Genomic DNA, 17,753 nt, shown 5'->3' with positions numbered 1-17,753 from the left:
GAATTTCGCCGGGATGCGCATCCTGTCAGAAGTCGTCAATCGCTAGGCCTTTCACCGGTTAGCCCGGCTTTTTCATGGTGATTCGAATAGATCATTTGGACCTCAGCGGCCCAGCCAATGCAAGTCCGCTATTTCGCGTCCTTCGACCACCAGACATCGGGGAAGCCAATGGAATATTCCGGCAGCTCCGCCGGGTGAGCGATCTTGTCCCAATAGGCGAGACGCGAGTTGTTGCTGTAGAAGAGCGGCACGACATAATGGTTGGCGAGCAGCACCCGGTCCATCGCCTTGATCGCCGCCACCTGCTCGTCGCGATTGGGCGCGAAAATGATCATCTTGATCAGCGTGTCGATCGCCGGATTGGTGATACCGGCATAATTGCGCGAGCCCTGTTGGGCGGCGGCTTGGGAACCCCAATAGTCCATCTGCTCATTGCCCGGATTCATCGTCTCGCCCCAGATCGACCAGATCATGTCGTAGTCGAAGCTTCGGACGCGGTTTGTGTATTGCGAGGCATCAACCGTGCGCAGGCGGGCGTCGATACCGATCTTCTTGAGATTGTTGGCGAAGGGCATGACCGAGCGTTCGAAAGACGAGTTCGAGAGCAGGATCTCGAAGCTCATCGGCTGGCCGGTCTTGCTGTTGACCATCTTGTTGCCCTTCAGCTCGTAACCGGCTTCCTTGAACAGCCCGATCGCCGTCTTGAGGTTGTCGCGCAGCTTCTGCGGATCGCCTGCGACGGGGTTCGTGTAGGGCGTGGTGAACACCTCAGGCGGCACCTGATCCTTTAGGCCCTGCAGGATTTCAAGCTCGCGCCCCTGCGGCAGTGCCGAAGATGCAAGGTCCGTTCCCCAGAAGTAGCTGTCGATCCGCTTGAAGGCGCCATAGGCCAGGTTCTTGTTCAAATCCTCGAAGTCGAAAGCGTAATTGAGCGCCTCGCGGACGCGCGGATCCTTGAACTGGTCGCGGCGCGTATTGGGGGTCAACGCCTGCATGATGCCGACGGAACGCAGAGCGTTCGGTACTTCAGCACGGATTACCCGGCCATCCTTGACGGCCGGAAAATCATAGGCGGTCGCCCAGCGGCTTGCCTGGTTTTCCTGGCGGTAATCCACATTACCTGCCCGGAACGCCTCGAACTCGACGTCGCGGTCTCCGAAGAACGTATAGGTGATGTTGCGGAAATTGTTCTGGCCGACATTGACGTTGACGTCCTTGCCCCAATAGTCGTCGCGCAGTTCATAGCGCACTGTGGAACCGGCGGTGAAGGCGGCGATCTTATAGGGCCCGGAGCCCATGGGCGGCTCAAGCGTCGTCTTGGCTATGTCGCGCGGCTTGCCATCAGCACCCGTCCCTTCCCACCAGTGCTTCGGCAGGATCGACAATTGGCCGAGAATATTCGGAAGCTCCTTGTTGCCCTTCTCGTCAAACGTGAAAGTCACATCGCGTTCGCCGGTCTTCTCGGCCTTCGTCACGTGCTTGTAGTAATTCGAGAGGAGTGGATTGAGCTCCTTTGCCTTGTCCAGGCTGAAAATGACATCATCAGGCGTCACCGGCTGACCGTCTGCCCATTTTGCTTCAGCATGCAGCCTGAACGTCGCGCTGGAAAAATCGGCGGGATAGGAAATGCCTTCCGCCAACAAGCCGTAGCTGGCGAGCAGCTCATCGTCGGCCGATTTCGTCAGCGTCTCGAACACCAGCGGCGAACCGTCCGCCAGCTCCCCCTTCGAAAGCAGCGGATTGAAGGTATCGAAGGTACCCGTGGTCGACAGATTGAGCGTGCCGCCCTTCGGCGCATCCGGATTGACATAGTCGAAGCGCTTGAAGCCCGGCTTGTATTTGAGTTCGCCGATAGTCGACGTGCCGATCTGGAAGTTCTGCTCCTGGGCTTTAACGGGCAAGGCCAGCGCGCTCAGTGCCACGAGAGCAACAACCAGACTTTTCTTCGACCCCACAAACGCCATTCGCCAACCCCTATTGTTTCGGTTCGGGCGAGAATAAGGAAAATGGCGGCGAAAAACAGGAGAGAGTTTGGTTTTTGCCGATCTCGCGAAATTTTGACCTGCCGTTCGGAGCCCCCATGTCCCTTTACGATCCCAAGACCACCGCACTTATCTCGATCGACCTGCAGGCCTTTATCACCAGCCGTCCGGTTGCTCCTCACAGCGCTCAGCAGGTCATTGAAAACACCGCGGCGATTGCCAGACAGCTGAAATCACAAGGCGGCACCGTCATACTCGTCACCGTCGGGTTCTCTGCGGACTATGCCGATGCCGTCAATCAGCCGGCCGACGAACCGGCGAACTTCCCAAAAGGCGGATTGCCCGCCGCCGCACTCGAAGCGCCGCCGGAAATTGCGGCACTGACTGTCGATATCCATATCGTCAAGCGTCAGTGGAGCGCTTTCTACGGCACCGATCTCGATCTTCAGCTTCGCCGCCGCGGTATCAGGACCGTCATCCTCGCGGGGATCGCAACCAATTTCGGCGTCGAGTCGACCATTCGTGATGCCTATGCGCATAACTACGCGGTCATTGCCGCCGAAGACGCGATGACGAGCTTCACCGCGGAGATGCACGGATTTGCGTGTGAGAAAATCCTGCCGCGGCTGTCGCGCGTCAGAAAGACCGGCGATATCCTCGCCAATCTCTAAGCAGAAGCGGCCCGCCTTCGCGCGAAGCGTGATGAAAACATCGATTCACCAGAATTGCTTTTCACGGTAAATTCAACCGCAAATCACCTGGCAATTTCGGGAACCCGCATGACGCTCCGCCTCGCTTCGTCCAAGATTTTCGGCAAACTCGCCTTGGCGGGCGCATTGGGCGCCGGCCTCATATCGGCTGACGCCGGTGCCCAACAGAAGCAACCGAGCCCGGGGAGTGCAAAAGCGATCTTCGGGTCGGTTTCGCTTCCCTCTCAGGGGCCGGCGCAGCCGATCGGCTTCTATGCCAAGGGCTGCATGTCCGGTGCCGTTGCCCTTCCGGCCGACGGCCCGACATGGCAGGCCATGCGACTTTCGCGCAACCGGCGCTGGGGCAATCCGGCAATGATTGCGCTTCTTGAGCGCCTCTCCCGTGATGCGCAACAGCAGGCCGGCTGGCCGGGTCTGCTTGTCGGCGATATCGCGCAGCCGCGCGGCGGGCCGATGTTCAATGGTCACGCCTCCCATCAGGTCGGCCTCGATGCCGATATCTGGCTCACCCCGATGCCATCGCAGCGCATGAGCGCGCAGGAGCGTGAAGATCTGCCGTTCACGACGATGCTGCAGAAAGGCAAGTTCCTGACCGTCGATCCGAAGATCTGGACGCAGTCGCACGCCGAACTTCTGATGCTTGCCGCCAGCTACCCGCAGGTCGAGCGGATTTTCGTCAATCCGGCGATCAAGAAGAAGATGTGCGACACCTGGACCGGCGACCGCACCAATCTCGGCAAGCTGCGCCCGGAATATGGCCACGACTCGCATTTCCATATCCGTATCAAGTGCCCGCCGGGCGCCACCGCCTGCAAGCCGCAGGCGCCTGTTGCAGCCGGAGACGGCTGCGACAAGTCGCTCGCCTGGTGGTTTACCAAGGAACCGTGGGCAAAACCCGCACCGCCGAAGCCCGGCACACCGCCGCCGAAGCCGCCGCGTGAAGGCTTGGTTTCCGACTTGCCGAAGGCCTGTGCGGCTATTCTCGCTGCTCCCTCCGTTTCCTCGGTTGCCGCGGCAACCTATGGCGGCGGCTCGGCGGCAAGCACTCTGACCACGGCGCCGGCAGCTGCTCCCACGGTATCCGACGAAGGTCTTCCCGCGATCGGGCCGGTTCCTGATGACAAGCCGATGCAATGATCTCAGCGCAGGCTTGTGTTTCGAATCGCCGGCTTGGTATAGAAACGGCCAAATCGATTGAAACCCGGGGTGGAGGTCCTTTCTCATGGCCGGCAGCAAGTGCCTTGCATTGATTGCTCATGACCAGAAGAAAGATGACATGGCGGAATTTGCCCGCCGCAACCGCGACCTTCTCGCACAATGGAAGATCGTGGCGACAGGCACGACAGGCGGCCGTGTTCTCGATGCCGTGCCCGATCTCGACGTGACGCGCCTGAAGAGCGGCCCGCTCGGCGGCGACCAGCAGATCGGCGCGCTGATATCGACGGGCGAGATCGGTGCGCTGATCTTCTTCGTCGATCCGTTGACGCCAATGCCGCATGATGTCGATGTGAAAGCGCTGATGCGGCTGGCGATTGTCTACGATATTCCGATGGCGCTGAACGAAGCGACCGCCGATAAACTCATTCCGACCCTTAAAGCTTGAGCGGAAAAGGCCATGTCCATGCTTGATGCCAGCGATGCCCAGATGCCCTTCCCGATCCTGATCGGCGATATTGGCGGCACCAATGCCCGCTTCTCGATCCTCGCCGACGCATCGGCCGAAGCGATCAATTTTCCGAATGTCCGGACGGCGGATTTCGAGACGATCGACGACGCTATCAAGGCTGGCGTTTTTGCCAAGACGGACCTGCGGCCGCGTTCGGCCATTCTTGCCGTTGCCGGTCCTATCAATGGCGACGAGATTCCGCTGACCAACTGTGACTGGGTGGTGCGGCCGCATACTATGATATCGGGCCTCGGCATCGAGGATGTTCTCGTCGTCAACGACTTCGAGGCACAGGCACTGGCAATTTCGGCGCTCGCGCCGGATGAACGCGAACAGATCGGCCCCGCCTCGGGCGACCTGATCGCTTCACGTGCCGTTCTCGGGCCGGGTACGGGTCTTGGCGTTGGCGGTCTGGTTCATGCGCGCGGCTCGTGGATCCCGGTTCCCGGCGAAGGCGGCCATGTCGATCTCGGTCCGCGCTCGGAGCGCGACCTGCAGATTTTCCCCTATATCGAACAGATCGAGGGACGTGTTTCGGCAGAGCAGATTCTTTGCGGCCGCGGGATCGTGCATCTCTATCGCGCCATCTGCATTGCCGATGGTATCGAGCCGAAATATGGCGATCCGGCCGATGTGACGTCGCACGCACTTGCGGCAACCGATCCCGTTGCTGCCGAAACCATTTCGCTGTTTTCGACCTATCTCGGCCGACTGGCCGGCGATATCGCGATGCTTTTCATGGCGAAAGGCGGCGTCTATCTCTCCGGCGGCATTTCGCAGAAAATCCTGCCGGCGCTCCGCAAACCGGAATTCCGCGCCGCCTTCGAGGACAAAGCGCCGCACTCGCACTGGCTGCGCGACATCCCAACCTTCGTCGTCACGCACCCGCTGGCGGCACTCGCCGGCCTTTCCTTCTACGCCCGTGCACCGGAGACCTTCGGCGTTTCGACGGATGGGCGGCGCTGGCGGAGCTAGCGCCAGTCTAGCCAAGCCGCTGGCAAATCTTTATAGAGCCCCGCGAGTGCGCGGGCTTGCCACGCACACGATCTGAAACGGGAAGCGCAATTTTTGGAATCGCCCGCAAACAAGAGCGTGAATAGCGATACGGTCGCGAGCGTACTGAAGCGCATCATCGCCGAGAACGGCCGTGAGCACGTCATGGGCTACGTCTTCGCGATCGCCTGCCTGATCATCGTCGCGCTCTCGACGGCCTATACCGCCTGGATCATGCGCGCGATCATCGACGAGGCTTTTGCCAACAGGCGGGCCGACATCGTGTGGGTCATCTGTCTGTCAATCTTCATCGCCTTCGTGGCGCGCGGTTTCGCCAGTTATGGCCAGGCGGTGGCGTTGTCGAAGGTTGGCAATAATATCGTCGCGCGTTACCAGCGACGGATCTATGCGCACCTGATGACGCTGTCGGTCGGCTACTACAACGACACGCGCTCGGCGCAGATCGCCGCCCAGGTCAGCCAGAACGTCAGCGGTATCCGCGATGTAATGAACCTGACAATCACCTCGACGGCACGCGACCTGCTCTCCTTCGTCTCGCTGGTCGCGGTCATGGTTTATCAGGATCCGATCCTGAGCGTCATCATTTTCGTAATGGCGCCGCCGTTGCTTCTAGGACTTCGCTATCTTTCCAAGCGCCTTCGGGATGTGACCAAGGAATCGATTCACCTGAACAGCCGTGCTTTCGGGGCAATGCAGGAATCGATCCAGGGCATTGCGATCGTCAAGGCGTTCACCATGGAACGCGAGCTTGAGAAACGCGTCAATCAGATCATCGGCGTCGCCGAGCAGCGCGCCAACAAGATCGCCCGCCTTTCCGAACGCAATGCGCCGATGACCGAGAGCTTTGCGGGTCTGGCCGTTGCCGGTGTCCTGGCCTACGCCGCGTACCGCTCTATCTATTACAACGTCCCTCCGGGCGCGTTCTTCTCGTTTATCACCGCGTTGCTGCTTGCCTACGATCCGCTGCGCCGCCTCGCCAAGCTTCAGGTGCAGATGGAGCGCGCCGCCGTCAACGCGCGTATGATTTATGAACTGCTCGACATGGAGCCGCGGCAGCGCGATCTGCCGGATGCGAAACCGCTGACGGCGACAGAGGCCCGCATCGAATTCCGCAATGTTTCCTTTGCCTATGGCAACGACCCGGTGCTGAGCGATGTGAGCTTTGTCGCAGAAGGCGGCAAGACCACGGCTCTTGTGGGGCCATCGGGTGCCGGCAAATCGACTATCATCAATCTGATCCCGCGCTTCTACGATCCGAAGAGCGGTGAGATCATCGTCGATGGGCAGGACATCGCCCATGTGACCAAGCAGTCGCTCCGCGAGCAGCTCGCCTATGTCTCGCAACAACCCTACCTGTTCGAGGGCTCGATCCGCGACAATATCCGCTATGGCCGTCCGGATGCGACGGATGCGGAGATCGAGGAAGCGGCCCGCCTCGCCTATGCCCATGACTTCATCATGGCGCAGCCTGACGGCTACGATACCGCCGTCGGCGAGAATGGCGTGACGCTTTCCGGTGGTCAGCGGCAGCGCCTTTCGATCGCGCGTGCGCTGGTGCGCAATGCACCGATCCTGCTTCTCGACGAGGCGACTTCAGCGCTCGATACGGAATCGGAAGCGGCCGTGCAGAAGGCACTCGACGAGGCAATGACCGGCCGTACCGTCGTCGTCATCGCGCACCGGCTATCGACCGTGGTGCGCGCCGACAAGATCGTCGTCATGCAGCAGGGCCGCGTTGTCGAGGAAGGCAATCACGAGACGCTTGCGAAGCTCGAAGACGGACTTTACGCTCGCCTCAACAATCTCCAGAGGCCGGCGGCCTCGAATTCCATCTGATACGGGAATACGACTGATATGAGCGACGCTGCTATGAAACTGGTTGTGGTTGGGGCAGCGGGGCGCATGGGGCAGACGCTGATCCGGCTGATCGATTCCATTGACGGCGTGACATTTCATGCGGCCATCGAACGCGCCGGTTCGCCCTTCGTCGGGCGCGACGCGGGAGAGCTTGCCGGACTTGGGCCGAACGGCGTGATCATCGGTGATGATCCACTTTCCGCCTTCCTCCATGCCGAGGGCGTGCTCGATTTCACCTCGCCGGCCGCGAGCGTCGAATTTGCCGGACTGGCCGCACAGGCGCGGATCGTCCATGTGGTCGGCACGACCGGATGCTCGGATGCCGACGATGCCAAGATCCAGGCGGCTGGGCGCCATGCGCGTATCGTCAAGTCGGGCAATATGAGCCTCGGCGTCAATCTTCTCAGCGTTTTCATCGAACAGGCAGCCCGGGCGCTTTCGCCAGAAGACTGGGATATCGAAGTTCTCGAAATGCACCACAAGCGCAAGGTCGATGCGCCCTCCGGCACCGCGCTGTTGCTCGGGGAAGCCGCTGCAAAGGGCCGCGCTGTCGACCTGAAGACCCAGTCTGTCCGCGTTCGTGACGGTCATACCGGCGCCCGCGAAGCGGGTACGATCGGCTTTGCGACGTTGCGCGGCGGGTCCGTGATCGGCGAACATTCGGTTCTCTTTGCCGGCGAAGGCGAGACCGTCTCGATGTCGCATAGCGCAGCAGACCGCTCGATCTTCGGCCGCGGGGCCATCAAGGCGGCGCTCTGGGCGCGCGACAAGAAGCCGGGTTTCTATTCCATGCTCGATGTCCTCGGGCTCTCTTCACAATAATACGACGGAGGCAGATTTTATGAGCGGCACACTCGTTCTCGTTCGGCATGGCCAGAGCGACTGGAACCTGAAGAACCTCTTCACCGGCTGGAAGGACCCCGACCTGACCGAACTCGGCATCCAGGAAGCCGCGACCGGCGGCCAGGCGCTGGCCGACTACGGCATCACGTTCGATGTCGCCTACACCTCGGCCCTTACCCGCGCGCAGCACACGCTGAAGCTCATCCTCGACAAGGTCGGCCAGCCCGGCCTGCAGACGATCAAGGATCAGGCGCTGAACGAACGTGACTACGGCGATCTCTCCGGTCTCAACAAGGACGACGCCCGCGCCAAGTGGGGCGAGGAGCAAGTTCATATCTGGCGCCGCTCCTACGACGTTCCGCCTCCGGGCGGCGAAAGCCTGCGCGACACGGGTGCCCGTGTCTGGCCCTACTATCTGACGGAAATCCTGCCGCGCGTTCTGCGTGGCGAAAAGGTTCTCGTTGCGGCCCACGGCAACTCGCTGCGGTCGCTGGTCATGGTTCTCGATCGCCTGAGCCGCGAACAGGTTCTGGAGCTCAACCTCGCGACCGGCGTTCCAATGGTCTACAAGCTGAAGGCCGACTCTACCGTCGCTTCCAAGGAAGTGCTGGGCGACATGTCCGCCGCACATTGAGCCGGATTCGCATCGATCAGTTAAGCCGGGCCAAGCGCCCGGCTTTTTTTAGTTTTCGATGGTGAACTGCACCCGGTCGGCAGCGAAGCGGGTGATGGAATATTGAACGGGAACGCCGTCGAGATCGGTATTCATTGCCTTGGTGATCAGCAGGATCGCGCCCGGTGTGAGCTCAAGATCGGCGATATCCCCGGCGTCGGCATGCGCGGCGGTAATCTCCGTCGTTGCGCGCACATAGTCCTGCAAGCCAAGCAGCGCGAAGGCCTTGGTGATCGATTCCGTCTTGCGATAGGTTTCTGCGATATCGCCAAAGCGCGCGGCCGGAAACCAGCTCGTCGCCCTTGAAACCGGGCGCTTGTCGGCCTCCCTCGTCGTCTCCAGCCTGATGACCGCGTCGCCCACGCGCATCTTCAGCCAGCGAGCGACCTCCGCATCAGCAGATTCTTCGGCAGCCGCCAGCAGGAAACCGCGCGTTTCTCTTGCCTGGCCGCTGATACCCGTCGTGAAACGGGTGCGCTTGCTGATCGGGAAGTTCAGCCGTTCCCGACGCTCGATCAGCGTGCCGCGGCCCTGCACGGCGCGGACGATCCCTTCCTGTCCCAGAGCGGCAAGGGCGCTTCGAACCGTATGCCGATTGACGCCGAACTGCTCGGCGAGCATCGTTTCCGGTGGCACCATGCCCGTTTCATCATAGGCACCGCGGGTGATTGCCTCCCGGATTCGATCCGCTATCTGGCGCCATAGCGCCACCCCCGTCTGCCTTTGCACCTGCTTCAGCCCAGCCATTTCACCCCTGCCGTGTCACACGCTTGTCACGTCCCCGATTTAAGCGTAACCATATCTTGTATGGTTGTCTATATCAATAGACATTTCGAAGGATGTGGCGATGAGAGCAGCAGAGAAAATCGAGGCAGCCGACAGCAGGAAAAGAGTGGTCGATCTTCTCGCCCGCTCCGACCCTGCCGAATTGAATGACGCCTGGGAGGCGCTTGCGGACAAACCGGAAGTGCAGGCTGTGCGCGGCCCCGAAACTGGGCTGGTGATGGTTCGCGGCCGTATTGGCGGCGGCGGCTCGCCCTTCAATCTCGGCGAAGTGACGGTCACCCGTGCAACGATCCGGCTGGCAAGCGGGACCGTCGGTCACGGTCAGTCGCTCGGCACCGATCGCAAGAAGGCACGGCTTGCCGCGATTTTCGATGCTCTTTGGCAGGAAGAAGCGAGCAGGGCTTTCGTCGAGGAAAAGCTGCTTCAGCCGATCGCCCGGCACATTGCCGCCGCGGCGCAGCAGAAGGCCGACGAGACGGCCGCGACCCGCGTCGATTTCTTCACCATGGTGCGGGGAGAAGACTGATGGAACTCAAGACCGATACATTGACCGGCGGCTTTGCCGAGCCGGTTTTCCAGGCCCAGAGCGTCTTCAAGGCGATGATGGATGCGATGGCCCGCCCGGGCTCAGTCCAGACGCTGGCGCCCGATGCTGCGCCGCCGGCCCCGCTTGGCGTAGCGGCCGGTGCAATTGCATTGACGCTCTGCGATCACGACACGCCCGTCTGGCTTTCGCCTGCGCTCAACAAATCTGCGGTGCCGGGCTGGCTGAGCTTTCATACCGGTGCGACCGTCACGACCGAGAAGGCCGAAGCGCGCTTCGCCTTCGTCGACAGCGGCATGGCAGTTTCGTCTTTCGGCCTCTTTGCACCGGGCACGCAGGAATATCCCGACCGCTCGACAACGGTTGTTATCGAGATCGCTTCGCTCGAGGGCGGCAAGACGCTGGCGCTGATGGGACCGGGGATCAAGACCGTGACGGAAATCGCGCCTTCGGGATTGCCGGAGACGTTCATCCGCCTCTGGAACGAGAACCGCACCCTCTTCCCGAGGGGCATCGACATCGTTCTGACGGCGGGCAGCAGTTTCCTCTGCCTGCCGCGCACCACCAAAATTACCGCAACGGAGATGTGAGCCATGTATGTTGCAGTCAAAGGTGGCGAAGCCGCCATCGCCAATGCTCACCGCCTGCTCGCCGACCGGCGCCGCGGCGACCGCTCGCTTCCGGCCATCGGCATAGAGCAGATCGTTGCCCAGCTGGCTCTCGCGGTCGATCGCGTCATGGCCGAGGCCTCGCTCTACGATCGGACGCTGGCGGCTCTCGCCGTACGCCAGTCGCGCGGTGACATGATCGAGGCGATCTTCCTGCTGCGCGCCTACCGTACGACGCTGCCGCGCTTCGGCTATTCGCAGCCGCTCGACACCAGCCGCATGACCATCGAGCGCCGTATCTCGGCAACCTACAAGGACCTGCCGGGCGGCCAGCTGCTCGGGCCGACCTTCGACTACACGCACCGCCTGCTCGACCCATCGCTTTTGACCGACGAAGCCGTCGAAGAGCCGGCTCAGCGTCAGGCCGAAACCGGCCGTGTCATCCGCGTTTCCGAGATCCTCGGCCAGGAAGGTCTGATCGAGGGCGATGGGGACATGCCCGAGGATCACGAGATCGGCGACCTGACGCGCGAGCCGATGGAATTCCCGATGAGCCGGGATCTGCGGCTGCAGGCACTGGCCCGGGGCGATGAAGGGTTCCTCCTGGCGCTCGGCTACTCGACACAGCGCGGTTACGGTCGCAACCATCCCTTCACCGGTGAAATCCGCATCGGCGAGGTGGAAGTCGAATTCGATGTTCCCGAACTCGGCTTTGCCGTCTCGCTCGGCACGATCCAGGTAACCGAGTGCCAGATGGTCAATCAGTTCAAGGGCTCTGCCAAGGCGCCGCCGCAGTTTACCCGTGGCTACGGCCTGGTCTTCGGCCAGAGCGAACGAAAGGCGATGTCGATGTCGCTGGTCGACCGCGCGCTTCGCGCCGGCGAACTCGGCGAAGACGTCACTGCCCCGGCGCAGGACGAGGAATTCGTCATTTCGCATGCCGACAACGTTCAGTCGACCGGCTTCGTCGAGCATCTCAAATTGCCGCATTACGTCGACTTCCAGGCCGAACTCGATCTCGTGCGCCGCATGCGCCGCGACTTCGAGGCAAGCCGCCGCAACGGCGAAGCAATGAAGGAAGCAGCCGAATGACCGATCTCGCCACCTACAACTTCGCCTATCTCGACGAGCAAACGAAGCGGATGATCCGCCGCGCGATCCTGAAGGCTATTGCGATACCCGGCTACCAGGTGCCCTTCGCCAGCCGCGAAATGCCGATGCCCTATGGCTGGGGCACCGGCGGCGTGCAGGTCACGGCCTCTATCATCGGCCCTGACGATGTGCTCAAGGTCATCGACCAGGGTGCCGACGACACGACCAATGCCGTCTCGATCCGCGCCTTCTTCCAGAAGGTCGCCAATGTGGCGGTCACCACGCATACCAAGGATGCGACGATCATCCAGACGCGCCACCGCATTCCGGAAGAGAAGCTCGGCGCCAATCAAGTGCTGGTCTATCAGGTGCCGATCCCGGAGCCGCTGCGTTTCCTCGAACCGCGCGAGACCGAGACCCGTAAGATGCATGCGCTGGAGGAATACGGCCTCATGCATGTGAAGCTTTACGAGGACATCGCCCATAACGGCCGGATCTCGAAGACCTACGCCTATCCGGTGAAGGTTGCCGGGCGCTATGTCATGGACCCGTCGCCGACCCCGAAGTTCGATAATCCGAAGATGCACATGTCGGATGCGCTGCAGCTCTTCGGCGCCGGTCGCGAAAAGCGCATCTACGCCGTGCCGCCCTATACCGACGTCGTCAGCCTCGACTTCGAGGACTATCCCTTCGAGATCCAGCGCTTCGGCAAGCCCTGCGCGCTCTGCGGCGCCGAGGAAGTCTATCTCGACGAGGTCATCCTCGACGATAAGGGCGGGCGGATGTTCGTCTGCTCCGATACCGACCATTGCGAAGACCGCCGCGAGCACGGCCATGCCGGCGAAATGCTTGCGCCCAAGGAGGCTGCGGAATGACCGACACACCGCTTCTCAAAGTCAACGACGTCTCTAAATTCTACGGCAATCGCATCGGCTGCCGGAACGTATCCTTCGATCTCTGGCCCGGTGAAGTGCTTGCCATCGTCGGCGAATCCGGTTCGGGCAAGACGACGCTGCTCAACTGCATCTCGACCCGCCTGATGCCGACCACCGGCAGCGTCGAGTATCACATGCGCGACGGCAGCTACCGTGATCTCTACCGCATGAACGAGGCCGAGCGCCGCTTCCTGATGCGCACCGACTGGGGCTTCGTGCACCAGAACCCTGCCGATGGCCTGCGCATGACGGTTTCGGCCGGCGCCAATGTCGGCGAGCGGCTGATGGCGATCGGCGACCGGCACTACGGCAAGATCCGCTCGACGGCCATCGACTGGCTGGAGCGCGTCGAGATAAATGCCGAGCGCATCGACGACCAGCCGCGCGCCTTCTCGGGCGGCATGCGTCAGCGCCTGCAGATCGCCCGCAATCTGGTGACCGGCCCTCGCCTCGTGTTCATGGACGAGCCGACCGGCGGCCTGGACGTCTCGGTGCAGGCCCGCCTGCTCGATCTCGTCCGTGGTCTCGTCAATGATCTCGGGCTTGCGGCGATCGTCGTCACCCACGATCTCGCGGTCGCGCGCCTGCTGTCTCACCGGATGATGGTGATGAAGGATGGCAATGTCATCGAGCATGGTCTCACAGACCGCGTGCTCGACGATCCGCGCGAGCCCTATACCCAGCTTCTCGTTTCCTCCATCCTGCAGGTGTGACCATGGCAACGCCACTCGTCGTTTCGGAAGTCGCAAAGAGCTTCACCATGCATCTGCGCGACGGCATCAAGCTGCCCGTCGTCTCGGATGTCTCCTTCTCGGTTGCCGCAGGCGAATGCGTCGTGCTCGGCGGCCCTTCGGGCATCGGCAAGAGCTCGCTCCTGAAGATGATCTACGGCAACTATGCCGTCGATACCGGCCAGATACTCGTCAATCACCAGGGCAAGGTCGTCGATCTCGCCTCAGCCGATCCGCGCACGATCATCGAGGTGCGCAAGCGGTCGCTCGGCTATGTCAGCCAGTTTCTGCGCACCGTGCCACGCGTTGCAGCCCTCGACGTCGTTGCCGAGCCGTTGCTCGCTCGCGGCGTAGCGGCGAGCGAGGCACGTGAGCGGGCTGCCGTCCTGCTGACCAAGCTCAACCTGCCTGAGGCACTCTGGCAGTTGCCGCCCGCGACTTTCTCGGGTGGTGAGCAGCAGCGCGTCAACATCGCCCGCGGCTTCATCACCGACCACACCATCCTGCTGCTCGACGAACCGACGGCATCGCTCGATGCCACCAATCGCGCTGTCGTCGTCGGCATGATCGCGGACAAGAAGAAGGCAGGCGTTGCCCTGCTTGGCATCTTCCATGACGAGGAAGTGCGCGAAGCCGCCGCCGACCGCATTCTCGACGTCCAGAAATTCTCTCCCAGAAAGGCCATTGCGGCATGACCCGGCAGATCGGCGAAAAGCCCTATATCCACGAGACAGCATCGGTCAGCGACACCACGCTTGGCCGCTATACCGAGGTCTCGGAACGGTGCCGGATCAGCGAAGTGGAGTTCGGCGACTATTCCTACATCATGCAGGACGGTTCGATATGGTGCGCGACGATCGGCAAGTTCGTCAATATCGCCGCCGCGGTGCGCATCAACGCCACCAACCATCCCACATGGCGGGCGACGCTGCACCACTTCACCTACCGCGCAACCGACTACTGGCCGGATGCAGACATGGAGACCGACTTCTTCGAGTGGCGCCGGTCCAACCGCGTCACGATCGGCCATGACGTCTGGATCGGCCATGGCGCGACGATCCTTCCCGGCGTGACGGTCGGCAACGGCGCCGTGATCGGCGCGGGTGCCGTCGTCTCCAAGGATGTCGTACCCTACACGATCGTCGGCGGCGTTCCGGCAAAGCTCATCCGCGAGCGGTTTGGCAAGGGTGTCGGCGAGCGCATGGACAAGCTTGCCTGGTGGGATTGGGAGCATTCGAAGCTGCGTTCGGCACTCGACGATTTCCGCGCGCTTTCGGCGGAAGATTTCCTTAGCCGGCATGGCGCGTGAAGCGCCATCGCCTGGGCCGTTTGTGACAGTCATTACATAAAACTGACATTGGAGGTTCATCAAGCGGGACTAATGCACTGCGAGACGAAGGTCCCGGATTGCAAGGAAGAGCATGATGTTCGAGCTGAAGAATGTCACCCGCCGTTTTGGCAAAAAGCTGGCAGTGGATTCCGTCACGCTCGATATTCCGCAAGGACAGATGGTCGGCATTATCGGCCGCTCGGGCGCCGGCAAATCCACTCTTCTTCGGATGATCAACCGCCTGCAGGAGCCGACCTCCGGCTCCATTCATTTCGGCGGCGTGGAAGTCTCGTCGCTGCGCGGCGAGGCGCTTCGCAACTGGCAGCGCGACTGCGCGATGATCTTCCAGCAGTTCAATCTGGTGCCGCGTCTCGACGTGCTGACGAACGTGATGCTCGGCCGCCTGAACCATCGTCCGACGATGCTCTCGCTGCTCAGCATCTTCAGCCGCGAAGAGCGCATTCATGCGATTGCCGCTCTGGAACGCCTTGGTATCGAGCAGACGGCGCTGCAGCTTGCGGGCACGCTTTCGGGTGGCCAGCAGCAGCGCGTGGCGATTGCCCGCGCGCTGATGCAGAAGCCGAAGATGGTTCTCGCCGATGAGCCGATCGCCTCGCTCGACCCGCTGAACGCCAAGATCGTCATGGACGCGCTGCGCGACATCAACGAGCGCGAAGGCATCACCGTCATCACCAACCTGCACACGCTCGACACCGCCCGCAGCTATTGCGAACGGATCGTTGGCATGGCCGGCGGCCGCGTGGTCTTCGACGGCAAGCCCGGCGACCTCGATGCGTCTGCAGTCAAGGAAATCTACGGCACCGACAAGGACGGCGCCGGTATCGACGAAACCATGACGTCGACATCGATCAACATTCCGGCGGCAGCTGCCGCCCATCAATCCGCCGGCCTGCAACCGCTGGCGCTGGCCGGTCTCTGAGCGAGACGGCTGCGATCGAGAGCCCGCGTCAAGGGCACAGTTCTTCGTATCAAGAGAGACCACCGGGGACACCGGTCAATCAGGAGAGTACCATGTTGAAGAAAGCACTCTTTGCCGCGACGGCGCTTTTCGCGCTTTCCGGCGTTTCGCATGCTGCAGACCTCAAGGAATTCCGCGTTGGCATTCTCGGTGGCGAAAACGAAACCGACCGCCTACGTAACTACGCCTGCCTCGCCGACCACCTGAAGACCGAATTCGGCTTCGAAAAGGTTTCGCTGTTCCCGGCCGCCGACTATGACGGCGTTATCCAGGGTCTCCTCGGCGGCACGCTCGACTTCGCAGAACTCGGCGCTTCCGGCTATGCAGCTGTCTACCTGAAGGACGCAAAGGCCGTTACCCCGATCCTGACCACGCAGCAGAAGGACGGCTCGACCGGCTACTACTCGATCGGTCTCGCCCTGAAGTCCTCCGGCATCAAGACAATCGCCGACGCCAAGGGCAAGAAGCTCGGCTACGCCGATCCGGACTCCACCTCGGGCTACCTCGTTCCGCTGACGCAGATTCCGAAGGACACAGGCATGCCGAACGACCAGTTCTTCGCCTCCACGCAGTTCAACGGCGGCCACGAGAACAACCTTCTCGCCGCCTATGACGGCAAGGTCGATGTTGCTGTCGACGACTCCTCGGGCCTCGGCGATTTCAAGGACGGCTACACCTCGGGCACTTTCCGCAAGGAAGTCGACAAGGGCGCTGTCGACCCGAACAAGCTGGTTGAAGTCTGGCGCTCGCCGCTGATCCCGAACGGCCCGCTCGTCGTTCGCAACGAGCTCGGCGAAGAGTGGCAGAAGAAGCTGGCTGCCTTCTTCACGGCTCTGCCGGAGAAGGACCACAAGTGCTTCACCGCCATCGAAGGCGGCGACTACAAGGGCTACGCGCCTGTCACGCACGAATTCTACAACGCCGTTGTAGACGTTCGTAAGGCTGCCATCGGCGGCTGATCGACCGGCATTCATTGGGGGCGGCCGTCACTGGCCGCCCTTTTTCCTGCGAAGAAGCGGACACGCCATGACCCTTGCCGATTCCCGGATCCACGCGCACGAAACCCAGCAGAGCAGCCGAGAGATTGGCGATGCCTGGGGCCGCATGGTGGCGCGCCGCCGCCTCTATACCGGCATCGGCCTGATCCTGCTTCTGATCGCCTTCGTCAGCTCGGTGCGCTTCGCCGACGAAAGCAATGCGGGTCACTTCTTCGACCGCCTTCCGCATCTCTTCGACTTCCTGAGCTGGCTGATCCCGAAGGACTGGCACGACGTCTGGCGCGCGCTGTTCGATCTGGCGAGCCCGAACGACAAGGGCGGCGAGGAGTTCAACTTCGCCAAGGGCCGGGTCTATGTTTTCGGCGACTATTACATTCCTGAATATTTCGAGCTGATGATCATCACGATCAACGTCGCGCTCGTTTCGACGATCATCGGTTTCATCTTCGCGGTGCCGCTGAGCTTCTTTGCCGCCCGCAATCTAACCAAGAACTGGCCGCTGCGGGTGTTTTCGAAACGGGTGATGGAATTCCTGCGCGCCTTTCCGGAGATCGTCATCGCCGGCCTGTTTTCCGCGATTCTGTCGATCGGTCCGGTGGCCGCGATCATCGCCGTGTCGCTGCATACGATCGGCGCGCTCGGCAAGCTGTTCTACGAAGTCGTCGAGAATATCGACATGAAGCCGGATGAAGGCATGAAGGCGGTCGGCGCCAACTGGCTGGAGCGCGTGCGCTTCGCTGCCATGCCGCAGGTCATGCCGAACTTCGCCTCCTACGCGCTGCTGCGCCTCGAGATCAACGTGCGTGCCTCGACCATCATCGGCGCGGTCGGCGGTGGTGGTATCGGCGAGGAGCTGAAGCTTTCCATCTCGCGCGGCTTCGGCGCCAAGACGGTGGCTCTCGTGCTGCTGCTCTTCGTAACGATCGTTGCCGTCGATCAGTTCTCCGCATGGCTGCGCCGCCGTCTGGTCGGCGAGCACGCTTTCCTTCTGCAACATTGAGGCCC

At 61.7% G+C, this 17,753-nt stretch carries 19 protein-coding genes; 17 read left to right on the top strand and 2 right to left on the bottom strand.

Going from position 1 to position 17,753, the window contains the following annotated elements; genetic code table 11:
• Positions 1–128: 128 nt before the first annotated feature.
• On the bottom strand, positions 129–1,964 hold the full coding sequence (locus AB4Z25_RS06480) for an extracellular solute-binding protein (protein WP_112539971.1): 1,836 nt from the start codon (positions 1,962–1,964) through the stop codon (positions 129–131).
• 116 nt (positions 1,965–2,080) lie between these two features.
• On the opposite strand from AB4Z25_RS06480, the gene AB4Z25_RS06475 reads away from it, so the two are divergent.
• The 7 genes from AB4Z25_RS06475 to AB4Z25_RS06445 all read left to right on the top strand — a co-directional run bounded on the left by AB4Z25_RS06475 (position 2,081) and on the right by AB4Z25_RS06445 (position 8,706).
• Positions 2,081–2,653, top strand: coding sequence for a hydrolase (locus tag AB4Z25_RS06475; protein ID WP_112540064.1), 573 nt, complete (start codon positions 2,081–2,083; stop codon positions 2,651–2,653).
• Between the two features lie 108 nt (positions 2,654–2,761).
• Complete coding sequence (gene mepA, locus AB4Z25_RS06470; RefSeq protein ID WP_112539969.1) at positions 2,762–3,829, top strand: penicillin-insensitive murein endopeptidase; 1,068 nt, start codon at positions 2,762–2,764, stop codon at positions 3,827–3,829.
• 85 nt (positions 3,830–3,914) lie between these two features.
• On the top strand, positions 3,915–4,295 hold the full coding sequence (locus AB4Z25_RS06465) for a methylglyoxal synthase (RefSeq protein WP_112539967.1): 381 nt from the start codon (positions 3,915–3,917) through the stop codon (positions 4,293–4,295).
• Between the two features lie 12 nt (positions 4,296–4,307).
• Positions 4,308–5,333 carry a glucokinase gene (locus AB4Z25_RS06460; protein WP_112539965.1) on the top strand — a complete coding sequence of 342 codons (1,026 nt, stop codon included), beginning with the start codon at positions 4,308–4,310 and terminating at the stop codon, positions 5,331–5,333.
• Positions 5,334–5,426: 93 nt separating this feature from the next.
• The gene (locus AB4Z25_RS06455; RefSeq protein WP_112539963.1) at positions 5,427–7,208 is read left to right on the top strand and encodes an ABC transporter ATP-binding protein; all 1,782 of its coding nucleotides are present in this window, start codon (positions 5,427–5,429) and stop codon (positions 7,206–7,208) included.
• A gap of 18 nt (positions 7,209–7,226) precedes the next feature.
• A complete protein-coding gene (gene dapB / locus AB4Z25_RS06450; RefSeq protein ID WP_112539961.1) occupies positions 7,227–8,051 on the top strand; it encodes a 4-hydroxy-tetrahydrodipicolinate reductase in 825 nt (274 codons plus the stop codon).
• Positions 8,052–8,070: 19 nt separating this feature from the next.
• On the top strand, positions 8,071–8,706 hold the full coding sequence (locus AB4Z25_RS06445) for a 2,3-bisphosphoglycerate-dependent phosphoglycerate mutase (RefSeq protein WP_112539958.1): 636 nt from the start codon (positions 8,071–8,073) through the stop codon (positions 8,704–8,706).
• 48 nt (positions 8,707–8,754) lie between these two features.
• On the opposite strand, the gene phnF is transcribed toward AB4Z25_RS06445, so the two are convergent.
• Positions 8,755–9,492 carry a phosphonate metabolism transcriptional regulator PhnF gene (gene phnF, locus AB4Z25_RS06440; RefSeq protein ID WP_112539956.1) on the bottom strand — a complete coding sequence of 246 codons (738 nt, stop codon included), beginning with the start codon at positions 9,490–9,492 and terminating at the stop codon, positions 8,755–8,757.
• Between the two features lie 100 nt (positions 9,493–9,592).
• On the opposite strand from phnF, the gene phnG reads away from it, so the two are divergent.
• From phnG to phnE, 10 genes are all read left to right on the top strand, one after another.
• A complete protein-coding gene (gene phnG / locus AB4Z25_RS06435) occupies positions 9,593–10,057 on the top strand; it encodes a phosphonate C-P lyase system protein PhnG (RefSeq protein WP_112539954.1) in 465 nt (154 codons plus the stop codon).
• The gene (phnH, locus tag AB4Z25_RS06430; protein ID WP_112539952.1) at positions 10,057–10,665 is read left to right on the top strand and encodes a phosphonate C-P lyase system protein PhnH; all 609 of its coding nucleotides are present in this window, start codon (positions 10,057–10,059) and stop codon (positions 10,663–10,665) included. Before phnG ends, phnH begins: the two co-directional genes overlap by 1 nt.
• Positions 10,666–10,668: 3 nt before the next feature.
• Positions 10,669–11,775, top strand: a complete 1,107-nt coding sequence (locus tag AB4Z25_RS06425; RefSeq protein WP_112385058.1) for a carbon-phosphorus lyase complex subunit PhnI — start codon at positions 10,669–10,671, stop codon at positions 11,773–11,775.
• Positions 11,772–12,650, top strand: coding sequence for an alpha-D-ribose 1-methylphosphonate 5-phosphate C-P-lyase PhnJ (locus tag AB4Z25_RS06420; RefSeq protein ID WP_112539950.1), 879 nt, complete (start codon positions 11,772–11,774; stop codon positions 12,648–12,650). The genes AB4Z25_RS06425 and AB4Z25_RS06420 overlap by 4 nt, the downstream gene beginning before the upstream one ends.
• Positions 12,647–13,423 (top strand): phosphonate C-P lyase system protein PhnK, encoded by a 777-nt coding sequence (phnK, locus tag AB4Z25_RS06415; protein WP_112385056.1) that lies wholly within the window; start codon positions 12,647–12,649, stop codon positions 13,421–13,423. The genes AB4Z25_RS06420 and phnK overlap by 4 nt, the downstream gene beginning before the upstream one ends.
• A 2-nt stretch (positions 13,424–13,425) precedes the next feature.
• A complete protein-coding gene (gene phnL, locus AB4Z25_RS06410) occupies positions 13,426–14,136 on the top strand; it encodes a phosphonate C-P lyase system protein PhnL (RefSeq protein WP_112539947.1) in 711 nt (236 codons plus the stop codon).
• On the top strand, positions 14,133–14,750 hold the full coding sequence (locus AB4Z25_RS06405) for a DapH/DapD/GlmU-related protein (protein ID WP_112539945.1): 618 nt from the start codon (positions 14,133–14,135) through the stop codon (positions 14,748–14,750). The genes phnL and AB4Z25_RS06405 overlap by 4 nt, the downstream gene beginning before the upstream one ends.
• 115 nt (positions 14,751–14,865) lie before the next feature.
• On the top strand, positions 14,866–15,711 hold the full coding sequence (gene phnC / locus AB4Z25_RS06400; RefSeq protein ID WP_310293605.1) for a phosphonate ABC transporter ATP-binding protein: 846 nt from the start codon (positions 14,866–14,868) through the stop codon (positions 15,709–15,711).
• Between the two features lie 92 nt (positions 15,712–15,803).
• Positions 15,804–16,709, top strand: a complete 906-nt coding sequence (gene phnD / locus AB4Z25_RS06395; RefSeq protein WP_112385052.1) for a phosphonate ABC transporter substrate-binding protein — start codon at positions 15,804–15,806, stop codon at positions 16,707–16,709.
• Between the two features lie 67 nt (positions 16,710–16,776).
• Entirely contained in the window at positions 16,777–17,748 is a 972-nt protein-coding gene (phnE, locus tag AB4Z25_RS06390; RefSeq protein ID WP_112539943.1) for a phosphonate ABC transporter, permease protein PhnE, read from the top strand.
• The last annotated feature ends 5 nt before the right edge of the window (positions 17,749–17,753 follow it).

This window comes from Rhizobium sp. RAF36 (assembly GCF_052114105.1).
GTDB lineage: Bacteria > Pseudomonadota > Alphaproteobacteria > Rhizobiales > Rhizobiaceae > Rhizobium.
This window is presented reverse-complemented; position numbering and strand designations above follow the sequence as displayed.